Annotated in this window: 19 protein-coding genes and 1 pseudogene; 6 read left to right on the top strand and 14 right to left on the bottom strand. The window is 48.2% G+C overall.

Annotated elements, in window-relative coordinates; genetic code table 11:
* The first annotated feature begins 160 nt into the window (after positions 1–160).
* Positions 161–937, top strand: coding sequence for an RNA polymerase sporulation sigma factor SigG (gene sigG, locus FN001_RS15540; RefSeq protein ID WP_118298917.1), 777 nt, complete (start codon positions 161–163; stop codon positions 935–937).
* A 34-nt stretch (positions 938–971) separates the two neighbouring features.
* A pseudogene (locus FN001_RS15535) lies at positions 972–1112 on the top strand (winged helix-turn-helix transcriptional regulator); the annotation flags it as partial.
* A gap of 75 nt (positions 1113–1187) precedes the next feature.
* On the opposite strand, the gene FN001_RS15530 reads toward FN001_RS15535, so the two are convergent.
* The 11 genes from FN001_RS15530 to FN001_RS15475 form a co-directional block, all read right to left on the bottom strand.
* Positions 1188–2540: a M20/M25/M40 family metallo-hydrolase gene (locus FN001_RS15530; RefSeq protein ID WP_142412442.1), complete on the bottom strand. Its 1353-nt coding sequence runs from the start codon at positions 2538–2540 to the stop codon at positions 1188–1190.
* A 112-nt stretch (positions 2541–2652) separates the two neighbouring features.
* Complete coding sequence (locus FN001_RS18795; protein ID WP_486463529.1) at positions 2653–3378, bottom strand: thioesterase family protein; 726 nt, start codon at positions 3376–3378, stop codon at positions 2653–2655.
* A gap of 189 nt (positions 3379–3567) precedes the next feature.
* Positions 3568–3849 (bottom strand): sporulation transcriptional regulator SpoIIID, encoded by a 282-nt coding sequence (gene spoIIID, locus FN001_RS15515; RefSeq protein WP_142412441.1) that lies wholly within the window; start codon positions 3847–3849, stop codon positions 3568–3570.
* A gap of 257 nt (positions 3850–4106) precedes the next feature.
* Positions 4107–4637: a cysteine hydrolase family protein gene (locus FN001_RS15510; RefSeq protein WP_142412440.1), complete on the bottom strand. Its 531-nt coding sequence runs from the start codon at positions 4635–4637 to the stop codon at positions 4107–4109.
* 168 nt (positions 4638–4805) lie between these two features.
* Positions 4806–5645, bottom strand: a complete 840-nt coding sequence (locus FN001_RS15505) for a class B sortase (protein WP_142412439.1) — start codon at positions 5643–5645, stop codon at positions 4806–4808.
* Between the two features lie 62 nt (positions 5646–5707).
* Positions 5708–5857: an LPXTG cell wall anchor domain-containing protein gene (locus FN001_RS15500; RefSeq protein ID WP_142412438.1), complete on the bottom strand. Its 150-nt coding sequence runs from the start codon at positions 5855–5857 to the stop codon at positions 5708–5710.
* Complete coding sequence (locus tag FN001_RS15495) at positions 5854–7224, bottom strand: MATE family efflux transporter (protein WP_486463528.1); 1371 nt, start codon at positions 7222–7224, stop codon at positions 5854–5856. The genes FN001_RS15500 and FN001_RS15495 overlap by 4 nt, the downstream gene beginning before the upstream one ends.
* Positions 7225–7442: 218 nt before the next feature.
* Positions 7443–8495, bottom strand: a complete 1053-nt coding sequence (locus tag FN001_RS15490) for a cytidylate kinase-like family protein (protein ID WP_142412437.1) — start codon at positions 8493–8495, stop codon at positions 7443–7445.
* Positions 8496–8510: 15 nt separating this feature from the next.
* Positions 8511–9956, bottom strand: a complete 1446-nt coding sequence (locus tag FN001_RS15485; RefSeq protein ID WP_142412436.1) for a sodium:proton antiporter — start codon at positions 9954–9956, stop codon at positions 8511–8513.
* Between the two features lie 429 nt (positions 9957–10385).
* Positions 10386–10694, bottom strand: a complete 309-nt coding sequence (locus FN001_RS15480) for an AzlD domain-containing protein (RefSeq protein WP_117484723.1) — start codon at positions 10692–10694, stop codon at positions 10386–10388.
* A 165-nt stretch (positions 10695–10859) separates the two neighbouring features.
* The gene (locus FN001_RS15475; protein ID WP_142412435.1) at positions 10860–11669 is read right to left on the bottom strand and encodes an AzlC family ABC transporter permease; all 810 of its coding nucleotides are present in this window, start codon (positions 11667–11669) and stop codon (positions 10860–10862) included.
* Positions 11670–12254: 585 nt separating this feature from the next.
* On the opposite strand from FN001_RS15475, the gene FN001_RS15470 reads away from it, so the two are divergent.
* Together FN001_RS15470 and FN001_RS15465 are read left to right on the top strand one after the other, a co-directional pair.
* The gene (locus FN001_RS15470) at positions 12255–13364 is read left to right on the top strand and encodes an SLC13 family permease (RefSeq protein ID WP_142412434.1); all 1110 of its coding nucleotides are present in this window, start codon (positions 12255–12257) and stop codon (positions 13362–13364) included.
* A 241-nt stretch (positions 13365–13605) separates the two neighbouring features.
* On the top strand, positions 13606–14412 hold the full coding sequence (locus FN001_RS15465; RefSeq protein ID WP_117552777.1) for an enoyl-CoA hydratase/isomerase family protein: 807 nt from the start codon (positions 13606–13608) through the stop codon (positions 14410–14412).
* A gap of 100 nt (positions 14413–14512) precedes the next feature.
* Here the strand turns inward: FN001_RS15465 and FN001_RS15460 are convergent, their stop codons facing one another.
* From FN001_RS15460 to FN001_RS15450, 3 genes are all read right to left on the bottom strand, one after another.
* Entirely contained in the window at positions 14513–15736 is a 1224-nt protein-coding gene (locus FN001_RS15460; RefSeq protein ID WP_118532367.1) for a MalY/PatB family protein, read from the bottom strand.
* Between the two features lie 50 nt (positions 15737–15786).
* Positions 15787–16161: an ABC transporter ATP-binding protein gene (locus tag FN001_RS15455; RefSeq protein ID WP_142412433.1), complete on the bottom strand. Its 375-nt coding sequence runs from the start codon at positions 16159–16161 to the stop codon at positions 15787–15789.
* 297 nt (positions 16162–16458) lie between these two features.
* Complete coding sequence (locus FN001_RS15450) at positions 16459–17166, bottom strand: helix-turn-helix domain-containing protein (protein ID WP_117552781.1); 708 nt, start codon at positions 17164–17166, stop codon at positions 16459–16461.
* A 391-nt stretch (positions 17167–17557) separates the two neighbouring features.
* Between FN001_RS15450 and FN001_RS15445 the strand changes: the two genes are divergently transcribed.
* Both FN001_RS15445 and FN001_RS15440 read left to right on the top strand, forming a co-directional pair.
* Entirely contained in the window at positions 17558–18508 is a 951-nt protein-coding gene (locus tag FN001_RS15445; protein WP_142412432.1) for a 2-hydroxyacid dehydrogenase, read from the top strand.
* 173 nt (positions 18509–18681) lie between these two features.
* Positions 18682–19821, top strand: a complete 1140-nt coding sequence (locus FN001_RS15440; protein WP_185911964.1) for an amidohydrolase — start codon at positions 18682–18684, stop codon at positions 19819–19821.
* Positions 19822–19925 lie beyond the last annotated feature (104 nt).

The following is a 19925-nucleotide window of genomic DNA, read 5'->3' as shown; positions in this document are numbered from 1 at the left end:
GTTCCACCCGCAATTCTTTCTGCACAAGATGTCAAATTTCCGCATAAGATGTCGAAATCAGGAATGATTCTCAGGAAATAACTCCCGTTTTTTTCATGTATAAACTGGCCTGTTTTCGTGAATCATTTTTCTATGAAAACAAATTGCGGAGGTTCTTATCATGGCAGGATATAAGGTTGAAATCTGCGGGGTAAATACTTCTAAACTCCCGCTTCTGACGAATGAGGAAAAAACCGACCTTTTCAGACGGATCCAGAATGGAGATACGGACGCAAGAGAAACATATATTAAGGGAAATCTGAGACTTGTCCTGAGTGTGATCCAGCGATTTTCGAGCAGCAGTGAGAACGTGGATGACCTGTTCCAGATCGGGTGCATCGGTCTGATCAAAGCAATCGACAATTTCGATCTGTCGCAGAATGTAAAATTTTCCACGTATGCGGTTCCAATGATACTCGGCGAGGTAAGACGATACCTCAGGGACAACAATTCCATCCGGGTCAGCCGCTCGCTCCGGGATACCGCCTACAAAGCGTTGTCAGCAAGAGAACTTCTCACAAAGAAAAATTTACGGGAACCGACGATCATGGAGATCGCCGATGAGGTCGGGATCAGCAAAGAAGAGATCACTTACGCAATGGACGCGATCCAGAGCCCTGTGAGCCTCTATGAACCTGTCTACACCGACGGCGGCGACCCGCTCTGCGTCATGGACCAGATCAGTGATAAAAAAAACAGGGAGGAAAACTGGGTCGAACAGCTCTCGCTGAGCGAGGCGATGAAACATCTTCCGACCAGAGAACGCCACATTATCGATATGCGCTTTTTTGAGGGGAAAACCCAGACCGAAGTTGCCTGCGAGATCGGGATCAGCCAGGCGCAGGTGTCGAGACTTGAGAAGAATGCGCTGAAGTCTATGAGAAATTATCTGTGTTGAAATTCAGTTGGTATCATCTTTTTGCTTACCAGGAAGTAAAGTGTACGCGGAGGTCCCGCCGCGCGTGGAATATACCCTGACCGACCTCGGCTGCAGCCTGAAACCGATCATGGATGCCATGTGGACGTGGGGTGAGCAGTATCAGGAACAGGTCCGGAAGTGTCAGGATGCCTAAACAAGTGAAAAAACGCTTCTGAGAAGATTCCAACATGAGAATCTCCCTCAGAAGCGTTTTTTGCAATCTTCGCCTTTATTTCGCAGTCTCCCCGTATCTTGTCAGAAGTTCCATGTAAAAATCGATGCTGTCCGCCAACTCTTCTACTCCCGTAAACTCATTGGCTGCATGGACATGGTGGTCTTCTCTCGCATAGATTGTGGAAAAACGATAAACGCGGTCACTCATATCATAGACGAAGCGCGCATCCGTTCCTCCGAGCATCATCTCCGGACACGGGATCACATCCCCATAGATCTTACCGCCGATCTCGACAAGCAGATCCTTCATTGCGCCGTCATACAGAGATGTCGGTGACGCATCGCTGCCCTTCAGTACACGAACCTCCACCTCATCCGGCACGATCTCTTCCAGATGTTTCTTTACGCTCTCAACCGTATCTCCTTCAAGGACACGGCTGTTCACAACAGCAGTCACCTTTGCAGGAAGAATATTCGCCTGGGCAGATCCGGAAAGCATCGTCGGAACAACCGTCGTGTGGAACATGGCATCCAGCGCCGGATCCTTTTTCAGATACGGAACCAGCTTTTCCAGATTCTCATCCGGGTTCTTTAACAGCTCCGCAAGTTCCGGATTCTCCTTCGCCATGTACGAGGCAAGAACTTCGAACCGGCGTCGGATCGTATCAGTTACACGGTACGGCATCGGATGTTCCTGGATCGCGATCAGTGCCTTCGCGATCATGGTCGTTGCGAAATTCTCACCCGGACGGCTGGAATGACCGCCCTTTGCTGTGTAGGAAAGTTCAAAATCGACGTAACCTTTTTCGCAGAGCCCGATCGTGCAGAGTGCCTTGTCATCGATCCCGTAGTCGCTTCCCGGGCGGACTCCGCCGCCTTCATCGAGAACAGCACCGAAGCGGATTCCGGTCCCTCTGAGGGTCTCCGCAGGGATCTTTCCGCCTGCGACCTCTTCCATATATCCGTAAGAAAGATACAGATCATAATCCGGCTCATAGCCTTTTTCCAGAAGTGCCTCAACAGCCTCCAGCTGCCCGATCAGATTGCTCTTACAGTCGCTGGAACCGCGTCCCCAGATCTTTCCATCTGCAATAGTTCCGGAATACGGCGGATATGTCCACTTTTCAGGGTCACCTTCCGGGACAACGTCCTGATGTGCCATAAGGAGAAGTGGAGCCGCTCCTGATTTCCCGGTTCCTTTCCAGTGGAAAAGAAGTCCTGCCTGATCCGTATGTTCCAGTGTCAGGTGTTTATGTACCAGCGGATATGTCTCCTGTAAATACTCATGAAATGCGTCAAATTTTGTATAATCTGTCAGTGAATTGTCTGCGTTGGATACCGTCGCAAAGCGCACCGCTCCTGCGAGATGCTCCGCACTGACCATTGGATCAATCGTGTGTTTTTCCATGTGTCTCTCCTCCTTTTGCTGTCATTCGGGCTGTATGATGTTTCATGCAGCAGCCTGCTGTGTCTGTCAGCATTTATGCTGATCCGGGCTGTTTTCTTCACATCCCGCCGCTTTATTCTGCCTTTTTCTCCGCTTTCTCACTCATCGCTTTCGAATTTACGATCACGCGAAGGTGGGAACCTTCTCCACATTTGCCCTTTTCATCGTTCACTTCGATGTCAAACCAGAGTTTTCTTCTCTCGATGCTGCGGAGTTTTGCAGTTGCTGTCACTTTCATACCGACCGGTGTCGGTGCAAGGTGGCGGCAGCGGATCTCCGCGCCGACGGTTGTCTGTCCTTCTTCAAGGTAAGACTTTGCGAGTTCCAGAGCCGCATCCTCCATCAGAGCTACCATATTCGGGGTGGAAAGGATCTTCGAACCGGCGCTGCCGATACGCTTTGCAGTCATATCATCAGTGACTGTCCATGTCAGGCTGTAGGTCGGAGCGTATAAATCTTCCTTATCCGCTAAGATCGCTGCAACTGCTGTGCATGCCGGGCAGTCACAGTACTTTGCGCCTTCTGACTTGATCTTTTTCGCGTGATCCTCAATCCCGGCTGCCTTCTCTGCACCGAAGACCTTCAGTCCGTCCTCAGATCCTGCGAATTTGATCAGCCCGTCGATCGGGATGATATCTGCCTCGATCTCAGCGATCAGTTTCTCTGCAGCCTCGTCCCGCTTCTCGGTATTGACTGCCTCCAGCCAGTTATTTCCTGCTTCTTTTGCCTCCGCACAGCAGGACGGCGAATTTACAAGCGCTTTTACTTTTTCGATCATTGTATCTGTCTTGCTCATCATTCTTTCCTCCGTTCGTTTTTAACTGTAAACCAGTCATGCCTTGAAATCAGCAATTCTGTTCCCATTTTATCGCAGACCTTATATAAATTCAATTATATTTTTTTCATTTTCAGAATTTTCTTCATGAGTAAAAAAAACTTTCGCAATTATTCAACAGAATATAAGCGAATGTAGCCTGGCAGATCCATATCATTCATCTGGCTGGCTGCATGCCTGAAGAAGATGTTCATGCTCGTACTTCTCTTTCGTCGCAAGTCCGCCGCGAATATGGCGCTCCGCCTTGTTGATATCAAGAACGACCCTAGCCCGAGCTGCAAGATCAGGATCGATATGGAGCAGACGATCGGCAACGTCCTTGTGCACCGTACTTTTACTGATTCCAAACCTTTTCGCTGTCTGTCTCACCGTCGCATTCTCATCAATAATATAGTTCGCGATCTGAATCGCCCGCTCTTCAATATATTCCTTCATAGGGGTTGCCCCTCGATGATATTTTTACCATCTTATTACAGGAGATGAAAATTTATACGCGCGGATGTGTATCATTCCCCGGAATTTCCTGTTTCGAAAAAAACAAATGTGCAGACCCGAGAACTTTCCGTAAAGAACTCAGATCTGCACATACCTTTTCCGTCTGTATTATTCTTACTTCGTAACTGTTCAGTGCCTCACAGTTACGAGCAAAAATCCAGTCCAAATCGGCTTTGCCGATAGGATTTTTGCTCTTCTTACTTCACAACGATCTGGCAGCTTCTCATAGTCTCCAGAGCCGCCTCATGTCTTTCCCTCGTAACGCCTGCCGCACATGCGGAATCCACAAAGACCGGTGTCTCCGGAAGGAACGCTTTGATCAGGAGCGCGTTTGAAACCACACAGATATCCGTGCAGAGTCCCACAAGCTCGATGGACTCGATCGGTGTCTTCTTATTTCTCTCAAGAAGATCTTCCGCCAGCTCCGGACATCCGAAGGTGATCTTCTCGTAAGTCGCTGCGTCACGCTCTATGGCGATCTTCTCAAGCTCCGGGATCAGGTCCCAGCCGTCTGTCCCCTTAATACAGTGAGGAACCGGAAGAAAATGTCCCTCCTGAGTATCCATATAGTTCTCGAAATGTGTGTCCTTCGTAAAGATCACTTCCCCGTCAAACGTTTCCGCCTTTTTGACAACAGCCGGAACGATTGCCTCCGCATCCTTACTGCCGAGACTTCCATTCACAAAATCCTTCTGCATGTCCACAACGATCAAAATTTTTTCTGCCATAACTCCCTTTCCTTTCTCCGAATCCGGATCTATCTGATTCTGAGGATACCCCAGATCACCCGGCATGTCAAGCCATTTTCTCCCGACGATCCCCTGATCAAAAAATGCTTTCCGGGCATTCTCCCAAAAAGCATTTTCTTTCTTCCAATCTACTATTATGGAGATTTCTCACGGTTCACTGATTCTCCTGGCTGCCACCACAAACCGACCATCCTTCGTGTGATAACTGCATGTGGACAACATCAGGATCTGCTCCCCGTATTCCGGGATGATCCCCGTTTCATAGTCAGAATTTTCCTGAAGCCATGTGATCAGCTTCCCGTATTCCTCCTCTGAAAGATCCCCTCCGGACCGGTAATAGCGGAATCCTTCCTCATCTTCGTAGAGGACTCTGCTCTCCGCAGCTGCAAACACCTCATACTCCCGCACTTCACCATCCACAAAAAACTCAATGACCGGATGTTCCGTCTGCCATTTCTCCGACTTGTAGTCATCCAGGGTCCCAAACATGGAACCATTTTTCATGTTGTGTCCATACACGATCATACAGGTGCTGTCCTTATCCGACAACTGCCCAAGGAACGGGGTTCCACCCGACGAGCGGGATCCGTCAAACGCTCTATGCAGGTAATATTCCGGATCGGATGCTCTGCTCATTACCGGATAATCGATCCGCGTTCCCGGGATTTTCAGCCATCCGACATAGTCCGGGTTCTGCTCCGCCAGAGACGCATAACCGGCGGCCTCCCTCAGGAGTTCCTGTTTTTCTTCTGCCTCCGCCGCATTTTCCACTTCTGTCGTGTGATCATCCACCGGATCCACGATGGAGTCCTTCTGTTCCGCAGTCTCCATATAGTCAGAAGCGGCTTCACTCAGTTTCCTGAATGCCGCCGCCTCCTTTCGTGCCTCGAAGATATCACGACCTGCCATATAGGAGGAGAAACAGAAGATCCCGCCGAAAATAAGGACTCCGATCCGATACCACAACGGATTTTTCTTTCTTTTCATTTCTTAGCTCCCCATGTTCTGATCCACCTGCAGTCCTGGATATCCACGGTCCTGCAGACTCCTCACTCTTGTTCTTTTTTCCTGGTCATAAAGAGGATTCCCGCAGCCGAGATCCCCATCATCAGGAACCAGAAATTCCGGTATGTTTCATCTCCCGTCTTTGGAGCATCCGGATCCGGTCTTCTTAATTTCTTCAAAACTGTAGCTGTCACGAAAGTTCTTTTTCGATCTTCTTTATAACAAATAAATAAGAAATTCCTGTAAATAAAGCTGCTGCGATCCATGCCGCCGGATCTGCGAAGCACGCCAGCGGATAACTCAGAAGCCGGATCGCCGCCATTGAGACCAGCAGTCTCGCGATCAGTTCCGACACACCGCCCATCATCGGAAGAAATCCGTAACCGCAGCCCTGCATAATGTTGCGGAAAATAAAGATCGTGCAGAGCGGCAGGAAAAAGACCGCCGTCATGTAGCAGTATGTTTTTGCCCACGGCATCATAGCCCCAAGGTCTACATCTCCTGTAAAGAAGAGCCCGAGACACGGCTTTAAGAGTGCGCACATCAGTGCCGCTGCGGCAACGGAGTAGACAAATTCCGCGAGGAGCGCAGATCGCACGCCTGACTTGATCCGCTTGACATCTCCGCTTCCATAATTCTGACCACCGTAGGTCGCCATCGTCTGTCCCATGGCAATCATGCCCTGGATCACAAGACTCTGGAGCTTCGCCGCAGCCGTATAGGCCGCAACCGCCACGGAGCCGAAGAGGTTGATGGCGGACTGCATGATCATAGTCCCCGATGCAGTGATCGCGAACTGGAACGCCATCGGGATCCCGGCCGCAAGCTGGTTTCTCGTGTCATTTCCGTGGATCTTCCAGTGTTCCCTATCAGGCTTTAAGGATGGAACCTTAACCCAGATATATCCCACGCAGAGCACCGCCGAGATCGCCTGGGACAGATTCGTCGCCCAGGCAGCCCCCGCTACGCCCATACCGCCTCGGATGATAAAAAGCAGATCCAGTCCCACGTTCAGACAGGCGGAAAATATCAGGAAAAACAGCGGGACCTGACTGTTTCCGACCGCACGCAGGTACGAAGAAAACAGGTTATAGAAAATATTCGCCGTAAGTCCAATGCTGATCCCCATAATATAGGTATAGGCATCACGAAAAATATCTGCCGGTGTGTTCATCAGATGGAGCAGCGGATTCATAATGCACACGCAGAACACCGTCATGATGATCGCTGCGATCACAGACAGGAGAATTCCGTTTGCCACACTGCGTTTCACGCCTCTGGCATCATTGGCACCATATCTCTGCGCAGTCAGGATCGAGAATCCTGCCGTGATCCCCTGTGCAAATCCCGTTGTCAGGAACATGATCGTTCCGGTTGAGCCGACCGCCGCCAGCGCTCCCGCGCCGACATATCTGCCCACGATGATCGTGTCCGCCATATTGTAAAGCTGCTGGAAAACATTTCCGATGACCAGCGGGATCGTAAACCGCAGGATCACCGGCAATGGTCTTCCCTTTGTCATATCAAGCTGCATGGTTGTTGGTCCTTTCCTCTTAATCATAGTTACATTTCCGGTTTTATCTGATACTATTTCCGCCAGATCATGCCTACTCATACAGTGGGAAATTTCTGCAGGCGACAGTCGCCAAGTTCTCGCGTAAGCGCGGACTTTGGCTCGTTGTTCGCGTAAAAAGAATATGCCTGGCTCTGTGAAAGCCAGGCATGGAACCTGTATTTTCCGCCTCCGGTCGATTCACCGGCGGTGTTTTGCCCAGGTCACTATTCTGATTTCTTATCGTTCTTTTTTTCATGGTCACGCCCGATCATTCTCAGAATAAAATCGACAGTACCGTCAATTCCATAGCTTGCGCTGTTGATACAGAGATCGTAGTTGTTCGCGTTTCCCCAGCTTCTACCGGTATAGAAATTGTAATAATGCGCGTGTTTTTTGTCAAGTTTTTTCAGGAAATGACGCGCTTTTTTCCGGTCTAATCCGGCGTTTACCTCGATCGCGCGGTGAATTCTCTGCTCGATCGGTGCGGTGATATAGATGCTGATGTGCGGGATCCCGTTATTGGTAAGGATCGCATCGGCACAGCGGCCCATGATAATAAAGTCTTCCTTTTTCGCCATATCACAGATCAGGTCGCTCTGGTTGAAGAAGACGGCATCCTGACGGCTCAGGCCGTGGTAACGGCTGAAATATTTGATATGATCCTTCAGGGACATATGGGTCACTGCCTCAAACTCGCTCGCCGGACTCTGCTGCAGTTCCTCAGAGACGTGGGCATATCCCGCCGCGTCACGGATCGTCTTATCTTTCTCCGCATCGAGACGTTTTAATACTGCCTCGAAAATATCAGCATCGTAATAGTTAATATGAAGCTTATCCGCAAGCTTGAAACCGACATCGATTCCACCGCTTCCGTATGTCCAGCTGATACAGATGATCAGGTGGTCGTCGTTGGAGAAACGGTTCGCTACGTTGAAGCTGTTTAACTTCGCGAGAATCGGATCAATCACATCGCCGCTGGCAAAGCTTGTCGGAAGACTCATGACCTCATTGAGGATGCGGTTGTACTCGGTCATACACATCGCGCGTTCTTCCTTATCCTCGATGGTGCGGGCCATGTTCGCGATCAGTCCAAGCTCACTGCGGACTAAATGTCCCTGCGGTCTTGTTGTGAGGAGCTCGGTGAGTTCGTTTACACAGCGCTCTCTGTCACGGTTGAAAACACGTCCCAGGGAGGAACCAAGATGGACATAGACCTCCGCGTCCAGATCGTAGATATGTTCTGCCAGTTCTTTGATTTCTTCTTTCGTTGCAGCCATATTTCCTCCCCCTTCCTATAAAAAGAATACCAGCATATCCACAAGGAATACCGGAATAAGAATTCCAAAGGACCAGATCAGATATCCGAAGAACGAAGGCATCCGGATACCGTTCTCATCCGCAATGGATTTGACCATAAAGTTCGGTGCGTTGCCGATATAGGTATTTGCACCCATAAATACGGCACCGCAGGAGATCGCTTCCAGCATCTTGACCGGAACGGTTCCGAGAGCCGTCACCATTCCCTGTGACAATCCCAGAGCACCTGCTGTTGTCAAGAATACCAGGTAGGTCGGCGTATTGTCGAGGAAGCTGGATAACAGGCCGGTCGCCCAGAACATCTCAAACGGTTCTGTGATTCCAAGCTCCGCTCCGTTTGCCTTTAAGATCATAAGAGCCGGCTGCATTGTAATGAAGATACCGACGAAGAGAACTGCAACCTCATGGATCGCGCCCCAGGTAAAGTGGTTCTCACGACGGATCGATCCATCCGTCGTCTTAAAGGACAGGAATGCGGATACAAGAATGATCACGCACTCGATGATCGCCGGATAGGATAATGTAACTTCTCCAAATACATGGATTCCGAGGACATTTCCTGCGGCATCCTGAAACATCGGCATGGACGGCAGTGTACCGCTTAAGATAACGGCGATCACGATCATAATGATAAAGATCAGGTTGTGTCCGCCGCGGATCTTCACCTCAGTACCCGGTTTACTGATATCCGGTTTTAATCCTGCCGCGATATCTTTTCTGTATGCCTTCATATCAAAATGATAGAAGATAAACAGAAGAACCACCATATTAAAGAGCAGGATCGGTAAAAGCTTTAAGCTCCAGAAGAACGGAACGCCCCGCATGAAGCCCATGAGCAGAGGCGGGTCACCGATTGGAGTCAGGCAGCCGCCCATATTGGAAACCATAAAGATAAAGAAGATCACGATGTGGCGTCTTCTCTTTCTCCACGCGTTCATCTTGATGATCGGACGGATCATCAGCATACTGGCACCGGTGGTACCGATCCAGCTGGATAACAGGGTTCCGAGCGCCAGAAGTCCCACATTGATCCTCGGGGAACCAGCGAGATCACCTGACAGGGTGATATTACCGGACACACAGAACAATCCGAAAAGAAGGACGATGAATGTCAGGTAGTCGTTTATGATACATTCCAGTGTCGTCTCCGCCGCCTTCGGCACACCGTACTTCACGGCAAACGGGATCAGGAACAGCAGGGACCAGAACACGACCGCGTGCGGCTGGTGCGCCTCCCACCACTCTGCTTTCACAAGCGGAAGAACCGCGATGCAGAGCAGGAGTCCTGCAAATGGAATACAAAGCCATAACGGCGTCTGTGCTGCCGCCCCGGCAGCCTCTGATTCTGCCGCAAGCGCTGTAACTGAAGTCTGGTTTAAGACCGCCAGAAGTCCTGCGCAGAATGCAAATAATTTCTTCATGGGTAAACCTCCATGTAATCAGCTTTTATGAGCCATTACTCTTTTTTTTCGCTCAACACGGCTACTGATTATAACAACTTTCCCGCACAAATACAAGTATGATTCTTCCAAATAATTGCCAAATTTCCGCTCAGAAAATCAGCACTTTTGCCAAAATGGAATATATTTCGTATTGTGAAATTTCAGACAATGGGATTTTATCTCATTTGTTTTACGACGTTAAAGCATTGGTCTGGCAGACCGCCGCATTCCGTTATTCTGCGCCATGTACTGCTTTTTTTCTTGGTTTTTCACGCCCTGCGAGAACGCCATAAGCGGTCTTCTATAAAGTAAAAAAGCAGCACGGTCATATGATTGATGAATGATCAGATGCCGAAGCTACTTTTGTTTTATTAAATATATGTGTTTTATGAATTTTATGTGTTTTTACTACACTAAGAAAAATTCTGTGACGAATACCACCGCACAGCAGATCACCGCAACGGACAGGAGACTTCTTCCGCACCACGCCGCGATGATTCCGATGACCAGCGCCAGCGCCGCCGACACCGTACTGTTTGTGGCGGAGAGGATCGCCGGGAACGTCATAACAGCTAACGTCACATATGGGACGTAATATAAGAATGACTGGATAAACTGATTTTTGATCGGTTTCCGGATCAATGTGAGCGGCAGGACACGGATCAGGTAAGAGACCCCCGCCATCACCGCAATATAGAGATAAATATTCTTTTCCATGTTTTTTATGTATTTCCTCTTAATTTAACGATACAGTTTTCGTAAATACTTCTTTTTCTTTGCAAGTAGAGCTGCTTTCTGCAAACCTCAGATTTTCATATATACTTTCTTTAAAATATTTTCTGTGTCTGCTTTTCCTCTTACAGCCTTCTACCATATATACAGTTAAGCTCCCTGTTTTGTTGCGTCTGCAGAAGAGTTATTTTTTTCCATCTGCTCTGCTTCGGCTTTTTCCGTCTCACTGTCTTCCGCCGGATGCGGGAAAAGAATTGCTGCTGCAGATGAGAGCACAACGGTCAGAATGATCGTTCTCGTGCCGCTGGAGATCGATGAGATCCCCGGCAGATTCTCAGCAAGATAGCTCGCCGCAAAGCTGATGGCGATAAGCCCCGCAAGGATCCGGCTCTTTCGCGCCGGCGGAATGATGATTGCCAGGAACATTCCATAAAGTGCCACACTGAAGGCGCTCACGAGACGCCACGGCATCAGGTTTCCTGCCAGTGCTCCAAGTGCTGTTCCTACTGCCCAGCCCGGAAGTGCCAGGGCGATTGCTCCGTACATATACCATGGATTCAGGTATCCCGGTCTTGCGATCGTAATTCCAAACAGCTCATCGGTAATGTCAAAGGCCATAAGAAGCCTGTGGAAAAACGGCATGTCCGGATCCATTCTCTGGCTCATAGCACAGCTCATCAGTAAATATCTCGCATTCGCGATCAGTGTCACGATCGCCATCTCAATATACGCTGCCCCCGCGGCGATCATCGTAAAGCCCGCGTATTCCCCTGCGGACGCGTTGCAGAGTGCGCTTGTGATCATTCCCTGAATCGGTGTCATCCCGACATTCCGCGCCACGATTCCCAGTGAAAAAGATACCGCAAAATACCCGAGCGCGATCGGCACCCCGTCCCGGGCTCCATCCCGGAATGCCCGCCGGTTTCCAACACTGGCGATTGAAAACTTGTTGTTCCCCATAATATTCCTCCCTAAAACAGAAACGGCAGACATCCCGGTCCTGTTTATGCGCTGCCATTCCGCGTAAATTAGCGGCACCCAGGAATTTTCATCCAGAGCTGCCGCTTTTCATTATTCTGACATCATTGTCTATACGGGCATGAAAGAAGCCCAAACATGGTTACTGTTTACGCCTTGCGCAGTGACCAAACATGTACAGTATACTCTTCTTCTTTACATTCGTAAAGCCACTGTTTATAATAATTACAGAAGTTTTGCGGTTGGTTACTGTTCACGCCTTGCGCAAACAGTAACTGATTTTGCCGATGCTTCGCATTCCAAATCGGCAAAATCCACTACCACCACTGTATTGTACGGAATTTTCAGTTCAGAAAATTCCTACCCGTGTACAGTAACACGGTTGTTCCTATCCCGCGAGGATACGCAGTGACTCTGATAGGATTTGTCAGCATCGCTGACCAGAATCACGCGCCAGTTCTCTCGGATGTTCGACTTGAATTACAGGGCAGTACTTTGTATACATTTTTCAGTCTTCTGCCGTATGCATAAGATTAATATTATTTATATAAGGAAGGAAATCAATCCATGTCATTCATAAAAAAAGAACCAGTCCTTTCCGCGGCAGCGGTTCTGGCGGTCCTCTCCATGTTTTTTGTCGCTCCGTCACCGGAGTATCTTTCTTACATTGACTTCCGCACTCTGGCCCTCCTCTTCTCCCTGATGACGGTGGTCGCAGGGCTGAAGGAGATCGGTCTGTTCCGTTATCTCGGATCATCCCTGCTCGCCGGAATGCATTCCACACGCCAGCTTGCCTTCACCCTGACAGCGCTCTGCTTTTTCTCCAGCATGCTGATCACAAACGATGTGTCCCTGATCACCTTCGTTCCGTTTTCCATACTGATCCTCAATATGGCTGGACTTCCGGAGCTCATGATCCCCGTGATCGTCCTTCAGACCATCGCCGCGAACCTCGGCAGTATGGCAACCCCCATCGGGAATCCGCAGAACCTGTATCTCTACTCTTCCTTTGGCCTCTCTGCCGGAGAGCTTGTGGGATACATGCTGCCGTTAACGGTACTCTCTGCCCTGCTGCTTGTAGCTGCCGTTTTTCTGATGAAAAATAAAGCCATCACCCTCAGCCGGACCTCCCTTCACCAGGACGGCTGCCCCACGAAGAGTTCTCTGATCTTCTACCTGGCACTCTTTCTTGTCTGTCTGGGCTGCGTCGTTCGGATCTATTCCTGGCCGGTCATGTTTTTCATCATCCTGACCGCTGTTCTCATAAAAGACCGCTCGCTGTTTATCCGGGTCGACTACTTTCTGCTCCTGACATTCGTCTGCTTCTTTATCTTTATCGGCAATATGGAACGGATCCCTGCGATCTCCGGACTTCTCACAAAGCTGATCTCCGGTCATGAATTTCCGGCAGGTATTCTCTTGAGCCAGTGCATCAGCAATGTCCCCGCGGCGATCCTGCTCTCCGGCTTTACCGACGCGGTACGTCCTCTGCTTTTTGGCGTGAATGTCGGCGGTCTCGGAACCCTGATCGCATCCATGGCAAGCGTGATCTCCTACCGGGCCTACGCTGAAATTCCGGAAGCAAAGTCTGGAACGTACATGATGGTATTTACCCTGTACAATCTCGTATTTCTCATAATTTTGTGCGCGGCGGGGTGGGCACTGATCTCTCTCTAAAGCAAGTGTGCAGACGGCTGAAGCGTTACGTCTGCAATGCAATTTCATATTGTGGTATAAAATATAATATTTTTTCGCTTCGTGATATTGTTCAGGATTTTTTGATTCTGGACAATATTTTTTTGCAAATTTTACGTTAAAACCGGTTTCAAGGGCTTGACATTCTGTGTGAAATTCCATATAATGAAATCAGTTCCACAATATGGTATATTGAGAGAGTAAATAGGGGAGGAGATAATCTATGGCAGACTTGATCTACGAAGTACACAACCACCTTGCACGCATCACACTGAATCGTCCGAAACAGCTCAACTGTTTCAGCGAGGAGATGATCCGTCTCTGGACAGAAGCACTGGAAGATGTCCGTGACAACGATGATGTATATGCGCTTCTGCTTTCCGGAAACGGAAAAGCGTTCTGCGCAGGCGGTGACGTCAAGGCAATGGCAGCCGGTGACGGATTCTTCGAAAGTCATGAAGATATCTCCTCCACAGCCCTCGCAAGAAAGAATTCACTCTGGAAGGGAATCCAAAGAATTCCGCTTCTTTTAGAAGAAATCGATAAACCGGTGGTTGCCAAGATCCATGGTGCCGCAGTCGGTGCCGGTCTTGACATGGCTCTCATGTGCGATGTGCGGATCGCCGGGGAGAATGCTTCCATGTCGGAAAGCTATTTTAATGCCGGAATTGTACCTGGTGACGGCGGAGCATATTTCCTGCCCCGTCTCGTCGGCCGGGACAAAGCTTTAGACCTGTTCTGGACAGCCCGGACCTTAAAGGGAAAAGAAGCCGCGGATATGGGACTCGTTACCCACTGCGTCCCGGATGCAGAGCTTGACGCATTTGTGGAGCAGTATATGGAAAAGCTTCTGGCAGCGCCGCAGCAGGCTATGCGCCTCACAAAACGCGCAGTCGTACAGGGTGAGCAGAGTTCTCTGCGCGCCTCCTTAGATCTCATCTCCTCTTTCATGGGAATCGTCACCGAACTCGACGACTACCGTCAGAGGACCAGCGCCCTCGTTGCGAAAATGCAGCGGAAAGCGCAGTAAAACAGCCCATCAACAATCCTTAATTTCAGATAGAAACCCATCACACAAAAAGCGGCTCGTCCCATTGCGGGAAGAACCGCTTTTTGTATTTATGTATTAACTACTTCTCTTCTCCATGATACTTCTCTGTATGTTTCGTATTGACTGCCTCGCAGATCCTCTTTAAACCTTCCTCAAGAGTTGCGCGTGGGCATGCAAGGTTCAGGCGGATAAATCCATCTGAATGCTGTACAAACATATTTCCGCCTTCGAGAAGAACGCCTGCCTTGTATGCAAAGAACAGCGGAAGAACTTCATCCGGTTCAAAATATTTGCTGAGATCTACCCAGGCAAGATACGTTGCCTCAGAAATACGGAAGGTTGCTTTTGGAAGATGCTCTTTTAAGTATTCCTGCGTAAATTCAAAGTTTCCATCAAGATAAGCACGTAACTCCTGAAGCCATGCATCTCCGCCCTCGTATGCGGCCTGGGCAGCTGCAATGCTCAATGGGTTATCAAAGTTATAATGTTTGGAAAGCCAAATGTTTTTTAATCCCTCATCACGGATCATGACATTGGAGATCATGAGACCTGCAAGGTTGAATGTCTTACTCGGCGCCATGCATGTTACAAGCTTTTTATAGTCCGGCATAACCTTTCCCAGCGGAATATGCTTCTGATCAAGCCGGAGCAGATCACAGTGGATCTCATCAGAAATCACCCACATATCGTTCTTTTCAATGATCTCACCGATTTTCTTTAACTCCTCTTCCTTCCATACACGTCCACTTGGGTTGTGAGGATTGCAGAGGATAAAGAGCGTTGTTTTCTCATCTGCCGCTTTCTTTTCAAGATCCTCATAGTCAATGGTATAGTATCCATCTGTGTTGATCAGATCGGAGCAAACAGACTCGCGGTGGCTGGCATCTGCCGCATATTTAAAATATGCATAGGATGGGGTCAGGAAAAGGACCTTTTCATCCGGTTTGCAGATATACTCAACCATCTCAAACAGAGCCGGGATAATACCGTTGGACATTACCAGTTCTTTGCGGTCGAATGTCCAGTCGTATTTGCTCTTGCACCATGCCGCGAATGCGTCATAATAGCTCTTCTCAAAAACTCTTGTGTAACCGAAAATACGCTTTTCCAGTCTCTTTTTAATTCCGTCGATGACAACATCCGGTGTGGCAAACTCCATATCCGCCACCCACATACGAATAAACTCTTCATCCTGATACGGAAATTTCATTGTCTCATCCGCATGGAAGATATAGTCACGGAAACCATCCGTGTTCATTGCATTCGTATGACGTCTGTCAATGATCTCATCAAAATTATACATATCGTTTTCCTCGCAATTTCATTATTTTTACTGTAATGATTCCTATTTATCTACTGGATCATTACAGCCTGTCTGATCTTTTTATAATCTTCAAACTCACTGTCTGAGCAGTAGATCATGTGACCCGGGCTTACTTCGTGGTAAGATGGTCTGTTCTCATCACTGTAATTGTGAATCGATGGGTCATAATGGATTTTTACCCTTTTCTTCTCCTTGATCGGATCCGGTTCCGGGATCGCTGATAAAAGTGACCGTGTATACGGATGCCGCGGGCAACGGAACAGCTCATCCGCATCTGCCATCTCTACAAGCTTTCCAAAGTACATAACTCCGATCCGGTCGTGGGAAAATATCATCCAGATCATACCAATACAGACTCCTGTGATCATATGGAAATGTATCGTTTTCATGGAAAGCTTTGTCATTCGTTTTCTCCTTTCCTCTTGTCGTTTTTTGCACAAAAAAAGGGGATGCTGATCTCTTTTTGTGCAATATGCTTTGCTATGAACACATTGTACCAATCAGCATCCCCTCTGTCAAAACGCCTATTGTTTCCTCAGAGTGGATTTTTTATATTTATTTTTGAATGAAAATAAACTTTTTTGACCAATCCTCCAAAATTATATCCTTCTCACCAAAAAATCCCCTGATTCTTTTTAGAATATGATTTTTAGGAAACCTGCCAGTTACATTTTTCATACTATCCGGCATTGTTTTTTCCGTCAGGTGATCGCCATCATATTGTAAAGTTTCATCACCCGGATGTCCTCTTTTGATATTTTTAAAGAGGATAAAAGTGCATCATCCTCTTTCAGTTTTTCTTTTGAGAACAGCATCTTTGCTGCGATCGGCATCATAGGTCTGGATGAAAACCCATTAAACAGTCCCCATTTTGTATCTGAATCAAGATATGACGCCAGTAACTGGGCGCTTGCCTTCTCCATCGGAGAGTCCTGATTTACAAGGTGGATATTAGTAACTGCGTTATAATGTTCCATGTATCCCCAGTATGTATTTTCACATTTCTGGTAGTGCGCGTAATCCTTAAAATTCATATACATCATAACTTTATCACGGTTTCTTTCGTCTTTTGAGAGAAGGTCAAATACACAGCGTATTAACTGATTGCTCCTTCCATCAAATATATATCCATAAAAACGGTTTCTTCCCCGAAAGAATGCCGGACAAAACTCGTTCTGCATTTCCTTTCGTTCAAATGATCGCTGTGAGAGAAGCTGCTCTACATGGACACCGATCGCGTCCGCGATCTCGTAGAGCGTTTCAATGTCCACGGCAATCTCTCCTTTTTCATATTTCGAGATCGTTGATTTACTTTTGCAGATCTTTTCCGAAAGTTCGTCCTGCGTAAGATTCTTCGCTTTTCTGTAGTTTCTTATAAGTCCTCCGATCTCCCGGTTTAATTCCGACATTGTCTTCCCTTCCTTTCCCGTAATAGTACCGCCAGCGGTCCCTGCTCTTCATCTCTTTCTGTGTTATTGCAAGTGTCGTTAAAATCCAGATTTTGATAAAATATGACTGTTTTCTTTCCTTTTCCCTTTATTTTAGCACAATACTACTTTAAATTCTATTCCAAATGTAAAATTCATGACCGGACAGCGGTCCATACGTCATAAGGCTAATCACTCATTTAAAAAACTGTCAATCCTGACGAGCCAACAAGTCCCCCCTTGTTGGCTCATTTTTTTATTATTCAAATCTGCCAAACTCTTCATTGTCACACTCCAAAAACCGTTATATAATAAATACAGCGCCAAAGCACGCACAATTTTCTTATTATCAATTTCTCAGGAGGATTGACCCATGAACGCCAAGACCATTGTGTTAAATGCAAAAAAAATGAACTTCGACGGAAATCTCGACTTTTCCGTTCTCTCTTCCGATGTGACCGTCTACGATGATACTACCCCGGAACAGCTTTTAGAGCGCATTGAGGGAGCTGATATTATCGTCACTAAGGAGATGCCGGTAAACGGTGACCTGATCCGCAAATTCCCGGCTTCCGTGAAGCTGATCTGCGAGGCCGGTACCGGATACAACAATCTGGATCTCGATGCCGCAAGGGAGATGGGGATCACCGTCTGCAATATCCCGGCATACAGCTCTGAGCGCGTAGCCCACACAGCAGTCATGATGATCTTAAATTTAAGCTCCACCATGCAGGTCCAGATGAAGATGCTGGCAAACGGAAACCATGATAACTTTACGAAAAATCTTCAGGTTCCGCACGTTGAGGTAAACGGAAAGACTTTAGGAATCATCGGCGCCGGACATATCGGAAAGACTGTTATGAAGATTGCGAAAGCTCTCGATATGAATATTCTCGTGTATACAAGAACACCGAGAGCCGACGAGGACGGCATCCGCTATGTAGATCTTGAGACAGTCTTAAAGAACAGTGACTATGTTTCCCTGCACTGCCCGTTAACTCCGCAGACAAAGCATATGATCAATAAAGAGACTCTTGCGCTCATGAAGCCGACCGCCTTCCTGATCAACACTTCCCGCGGTGCTCTCATCGATGAACCGGCTCTGATCGAAGCGCTTGAAAAGCACCAGATCGCAGGCGCAGGCCTTGACGTTCAGGAAACTGAGCCGCCGAAAGCCGACAACCCGCTCTACACCCTCGACAACGTGATCCTCACCCCGCATATGGGCTGGAAAGGGCTCGAGACAAGACAGCGTCTCGTTTCCATCCTTGCCGAAAATGTAAAGGGATTCCTTGAGGGAACACCGGTGAATGTAGTTTCATAACTCAAATATAAGGAACTTTTCATCTTTTAAGATGATATAGTTCCTTTTTTTGTTACTGTTTGCGCAAAGCATGAATCGTAACCGTTTTTTAACTACTGTACAGAAAGAATCCTTGAAATATTCTCGCAATTCATGTATGATGGAACTATGATTTGAAAAGAGGAGGAATTCCAATGATTTGTATCAAGAACGGAACACTTCACACAGCGGTATCAAAGGAAACTTTTATCGCTGACATCCTGATCGACGGCGGGAAGATCGTGAAGATCGGAAAAGGTCTCTCTGCTGACGGCGCTGAGGTTATCGACGCTACCGGACTCCATGTTTATCCGGGATTTGTTGAGGCTCACTGCCATATCGGTCTTGACGGCTACGGAATCGGCTACGAGGGACATGACTACAATGAACTGAATGACCCGGTAACGCCACAGGTACAGGCGATCGACGGAATCAACCCGTTTGACCCGTGTATGGAAATGGCCGCGAAAGCCGGCGTTACCTGCTTCGCAACCGGCCCAGGCAGCTCCAACTCCATTGGCGGAACCTTCGCTGCCATCAAACCGGTTGGAACCCGTGTTGACAATATGATCGTTAAATTCCCGGTCGCTATGAAATGCGCTTTCGGTGAAAACCCGAAACGCTGCTACCAGAAACAGGGAATCTCCAGCCGTATGACAAATGCCGCAAAGATCCGCGAGGCTTTAAATAAAGCGAAGGTTTACAAGGCAAAAATCGAGGCTGCCGGTGATGACGCCTCCAAGCTTCCGGCTTACGACCAGAAATCCGAAGCTCTGATCCCGGTATTAAATCATGAGATCCCGTTAAAAGCCCATGCCCATCAGGCAAACGATATCTTCACTGCGATCCGCATCGCGAAAGAGTTCGGTGTCGGCCTGACTCTGGAGCACGTGACAGAGGGCCATATGATCGTGGATGAACTCGCGAAGGAAAATCTCCCGCTCGCGGTAGGTCCGACCTTTGGACATGCCTCCAAATTTGAGCTCCAGAATAAGACCTGGGAGACACCGGGCATTCTCGCAAAAGCCGGATGTCATGTTTCCATCATCACGGACGCTCCGGTAACTCCGCTCCACTACCTGCCACTCTGCGCTGGTCTCGCAATCAAAGCCGGTATGGACGAGTATGACGCGCTCCGCGCCGTAACCATCAATCCGGCCGAGCACATCGGTATCGCTGACCGTGTCGGTTCCCTTGAAGAGGGAAAAGACGCCGATGTTGTCATTGTTGACGGCTGTCCGTTTGATGTGACAGGTGTGATCCAGCACGTTTTGATCAATGGTAAAGAAGTTTAATGAGACTGCCTTTCATTGATTATTTCTCTGAATTTTTAGGTTCATAAATGATAAAAACTCCCTCTCTGCGCGTTTATCCCATAAACTGCAAAGAGGGAGTTTTC

It is taken from the genome of Clostridium sp. Marseille-P7770 (assembly GCF_902143525.1).
Lineage (GTDB): Bacteria > Bacillota > Clostridia > Lachnospirales > Lachnospiraceae > Pilosibacter.
Note: the sequence above shows the minus strand (reverse complement) of the source record. Positions and strands in the feature narration are given on the sequence as shown.

Bases quoted from the DNA above. Each gene is read 5' to 3' on its own strand.
- sigG (WP_118298917.1), top strand. From the start codon at position 161: ATGGCAGGATATAAGGTTGAAATCTGCGGGGTAAATACTTCTAAACTC.
- FN001_RS15530 (WP_142412442.1), bottom strand. From the start codon at position 2,540: ATGGAAAAACACACGATTGATCCAATGGTCAGTGCGGAGCATCTCGCA.
- FN001_RS18795 (WP_486463529.1), bottom strand. From the start codon at position 3,378: ATGATGAGCAAGACAGATACAATGATCGAAAAAGTAAAAGCGCTTGTA.
- spoIIID (WP_142412441.1), bottom strand. From the start codon at position 3,849: ATGAAGGAATATATTGAAGAGCGGGCGATTCAGATCGCGAACTATATT.
- FN001_RS15510 (WP_142412440.1), bottom strand. From the start codon at position 4,637: ATGGCAGAAAAAATTTTGATCGTTGTGGACATGCAGAAGGATTTTGTG.
- FN001_RS15505 (WP_142412439.1), bottom strand. From the start codon at position 5,645: ATGAAAAGAAAGAAAAATCCGTTGTGGTATCGGATCGGAGTCCTTATT.
- FN001_RS15495 (WP_486463528.1), bottom strand. From the start codon at position 7,224: ATGATTAAGAGGAAAGGACCAACAACCATGCAGCTTGATATGACAAAG.
- FN001_RS15490 (WP_142412437.1), bottom strand. From the start codon at position 8,495: ATGGCTGCAACGAAAGAAGAAATCAAAGAACTGGCAGAACATATCTAC.
- FN001_RS15485 (WP_142412436.1), bottom strand. From the start codon at position 9,956: ATGAAGAAATTATTTGCATTCTGCGCAGGACTTCTGGCGGTCTTAAAC.
- FN001_RS15480 (WP_117484723.1), bottom strand. From the start codon at position 10,694: ATGGAAAAGAATATTTATCTCTATATTGCGGTGATGGCGGGGGTCTCT.
- FN001_RS15475 (WP_142412435.1), bottom strand. From the start codon at position 11,669: ATGGGGAACAACAAGTTTTCAATCGCCAGTGTTGGAAACCGGCGGGCA.
- FN001_RS15470 (WP_142412434.1), top strand. From the start codon at position 12,255: ATGTCATTCATAAAAAAAGAACCAGTCCTTTCCGCGGCAGCGGTTCTG.
- FN001_RS15465 (WP_117552777.1), top strand. From the start codon at position 13,606: ATGGCAGACTTGATCTACGAAGTACACAACCACCTTGCACGCATCACA.
- FN001_RS15460 (WP_118532367.1), bottom strand. From the start codon at position 15,736: ATGTATAATTTTGATGAGATCATTGACAGACGTCATACGAATGCAATG.
- FN001_RS15455 (WP_142412433.1), bottom strand. From the start codon at position 16,161: ATGACAAAGCTTTCCATGAAAACGATACATTTCCATATGATCACAGGA.
- FN001_RS15450 (WP_117552781.1), bottom strand. From the start codon at position 17,166: ATGTCGGAATTAAACCGGGAGATCGGAGGACTTATAAGAAACTACAGA.
- FN001_RS15445 (WP_142412432.1), top strand. From the start codon at position 17,558: ATGAACGCCAAGACCATTGTGTTAAATGCAAAAAAAATGAACTTCGAC.
- FN001_RS15440 (WP_185911964.1), top strand. From the start codon at position 18,682: ATGATTTGTATCAAGAACGGAACACTTCACACAGCGGTATCAAAGGAA.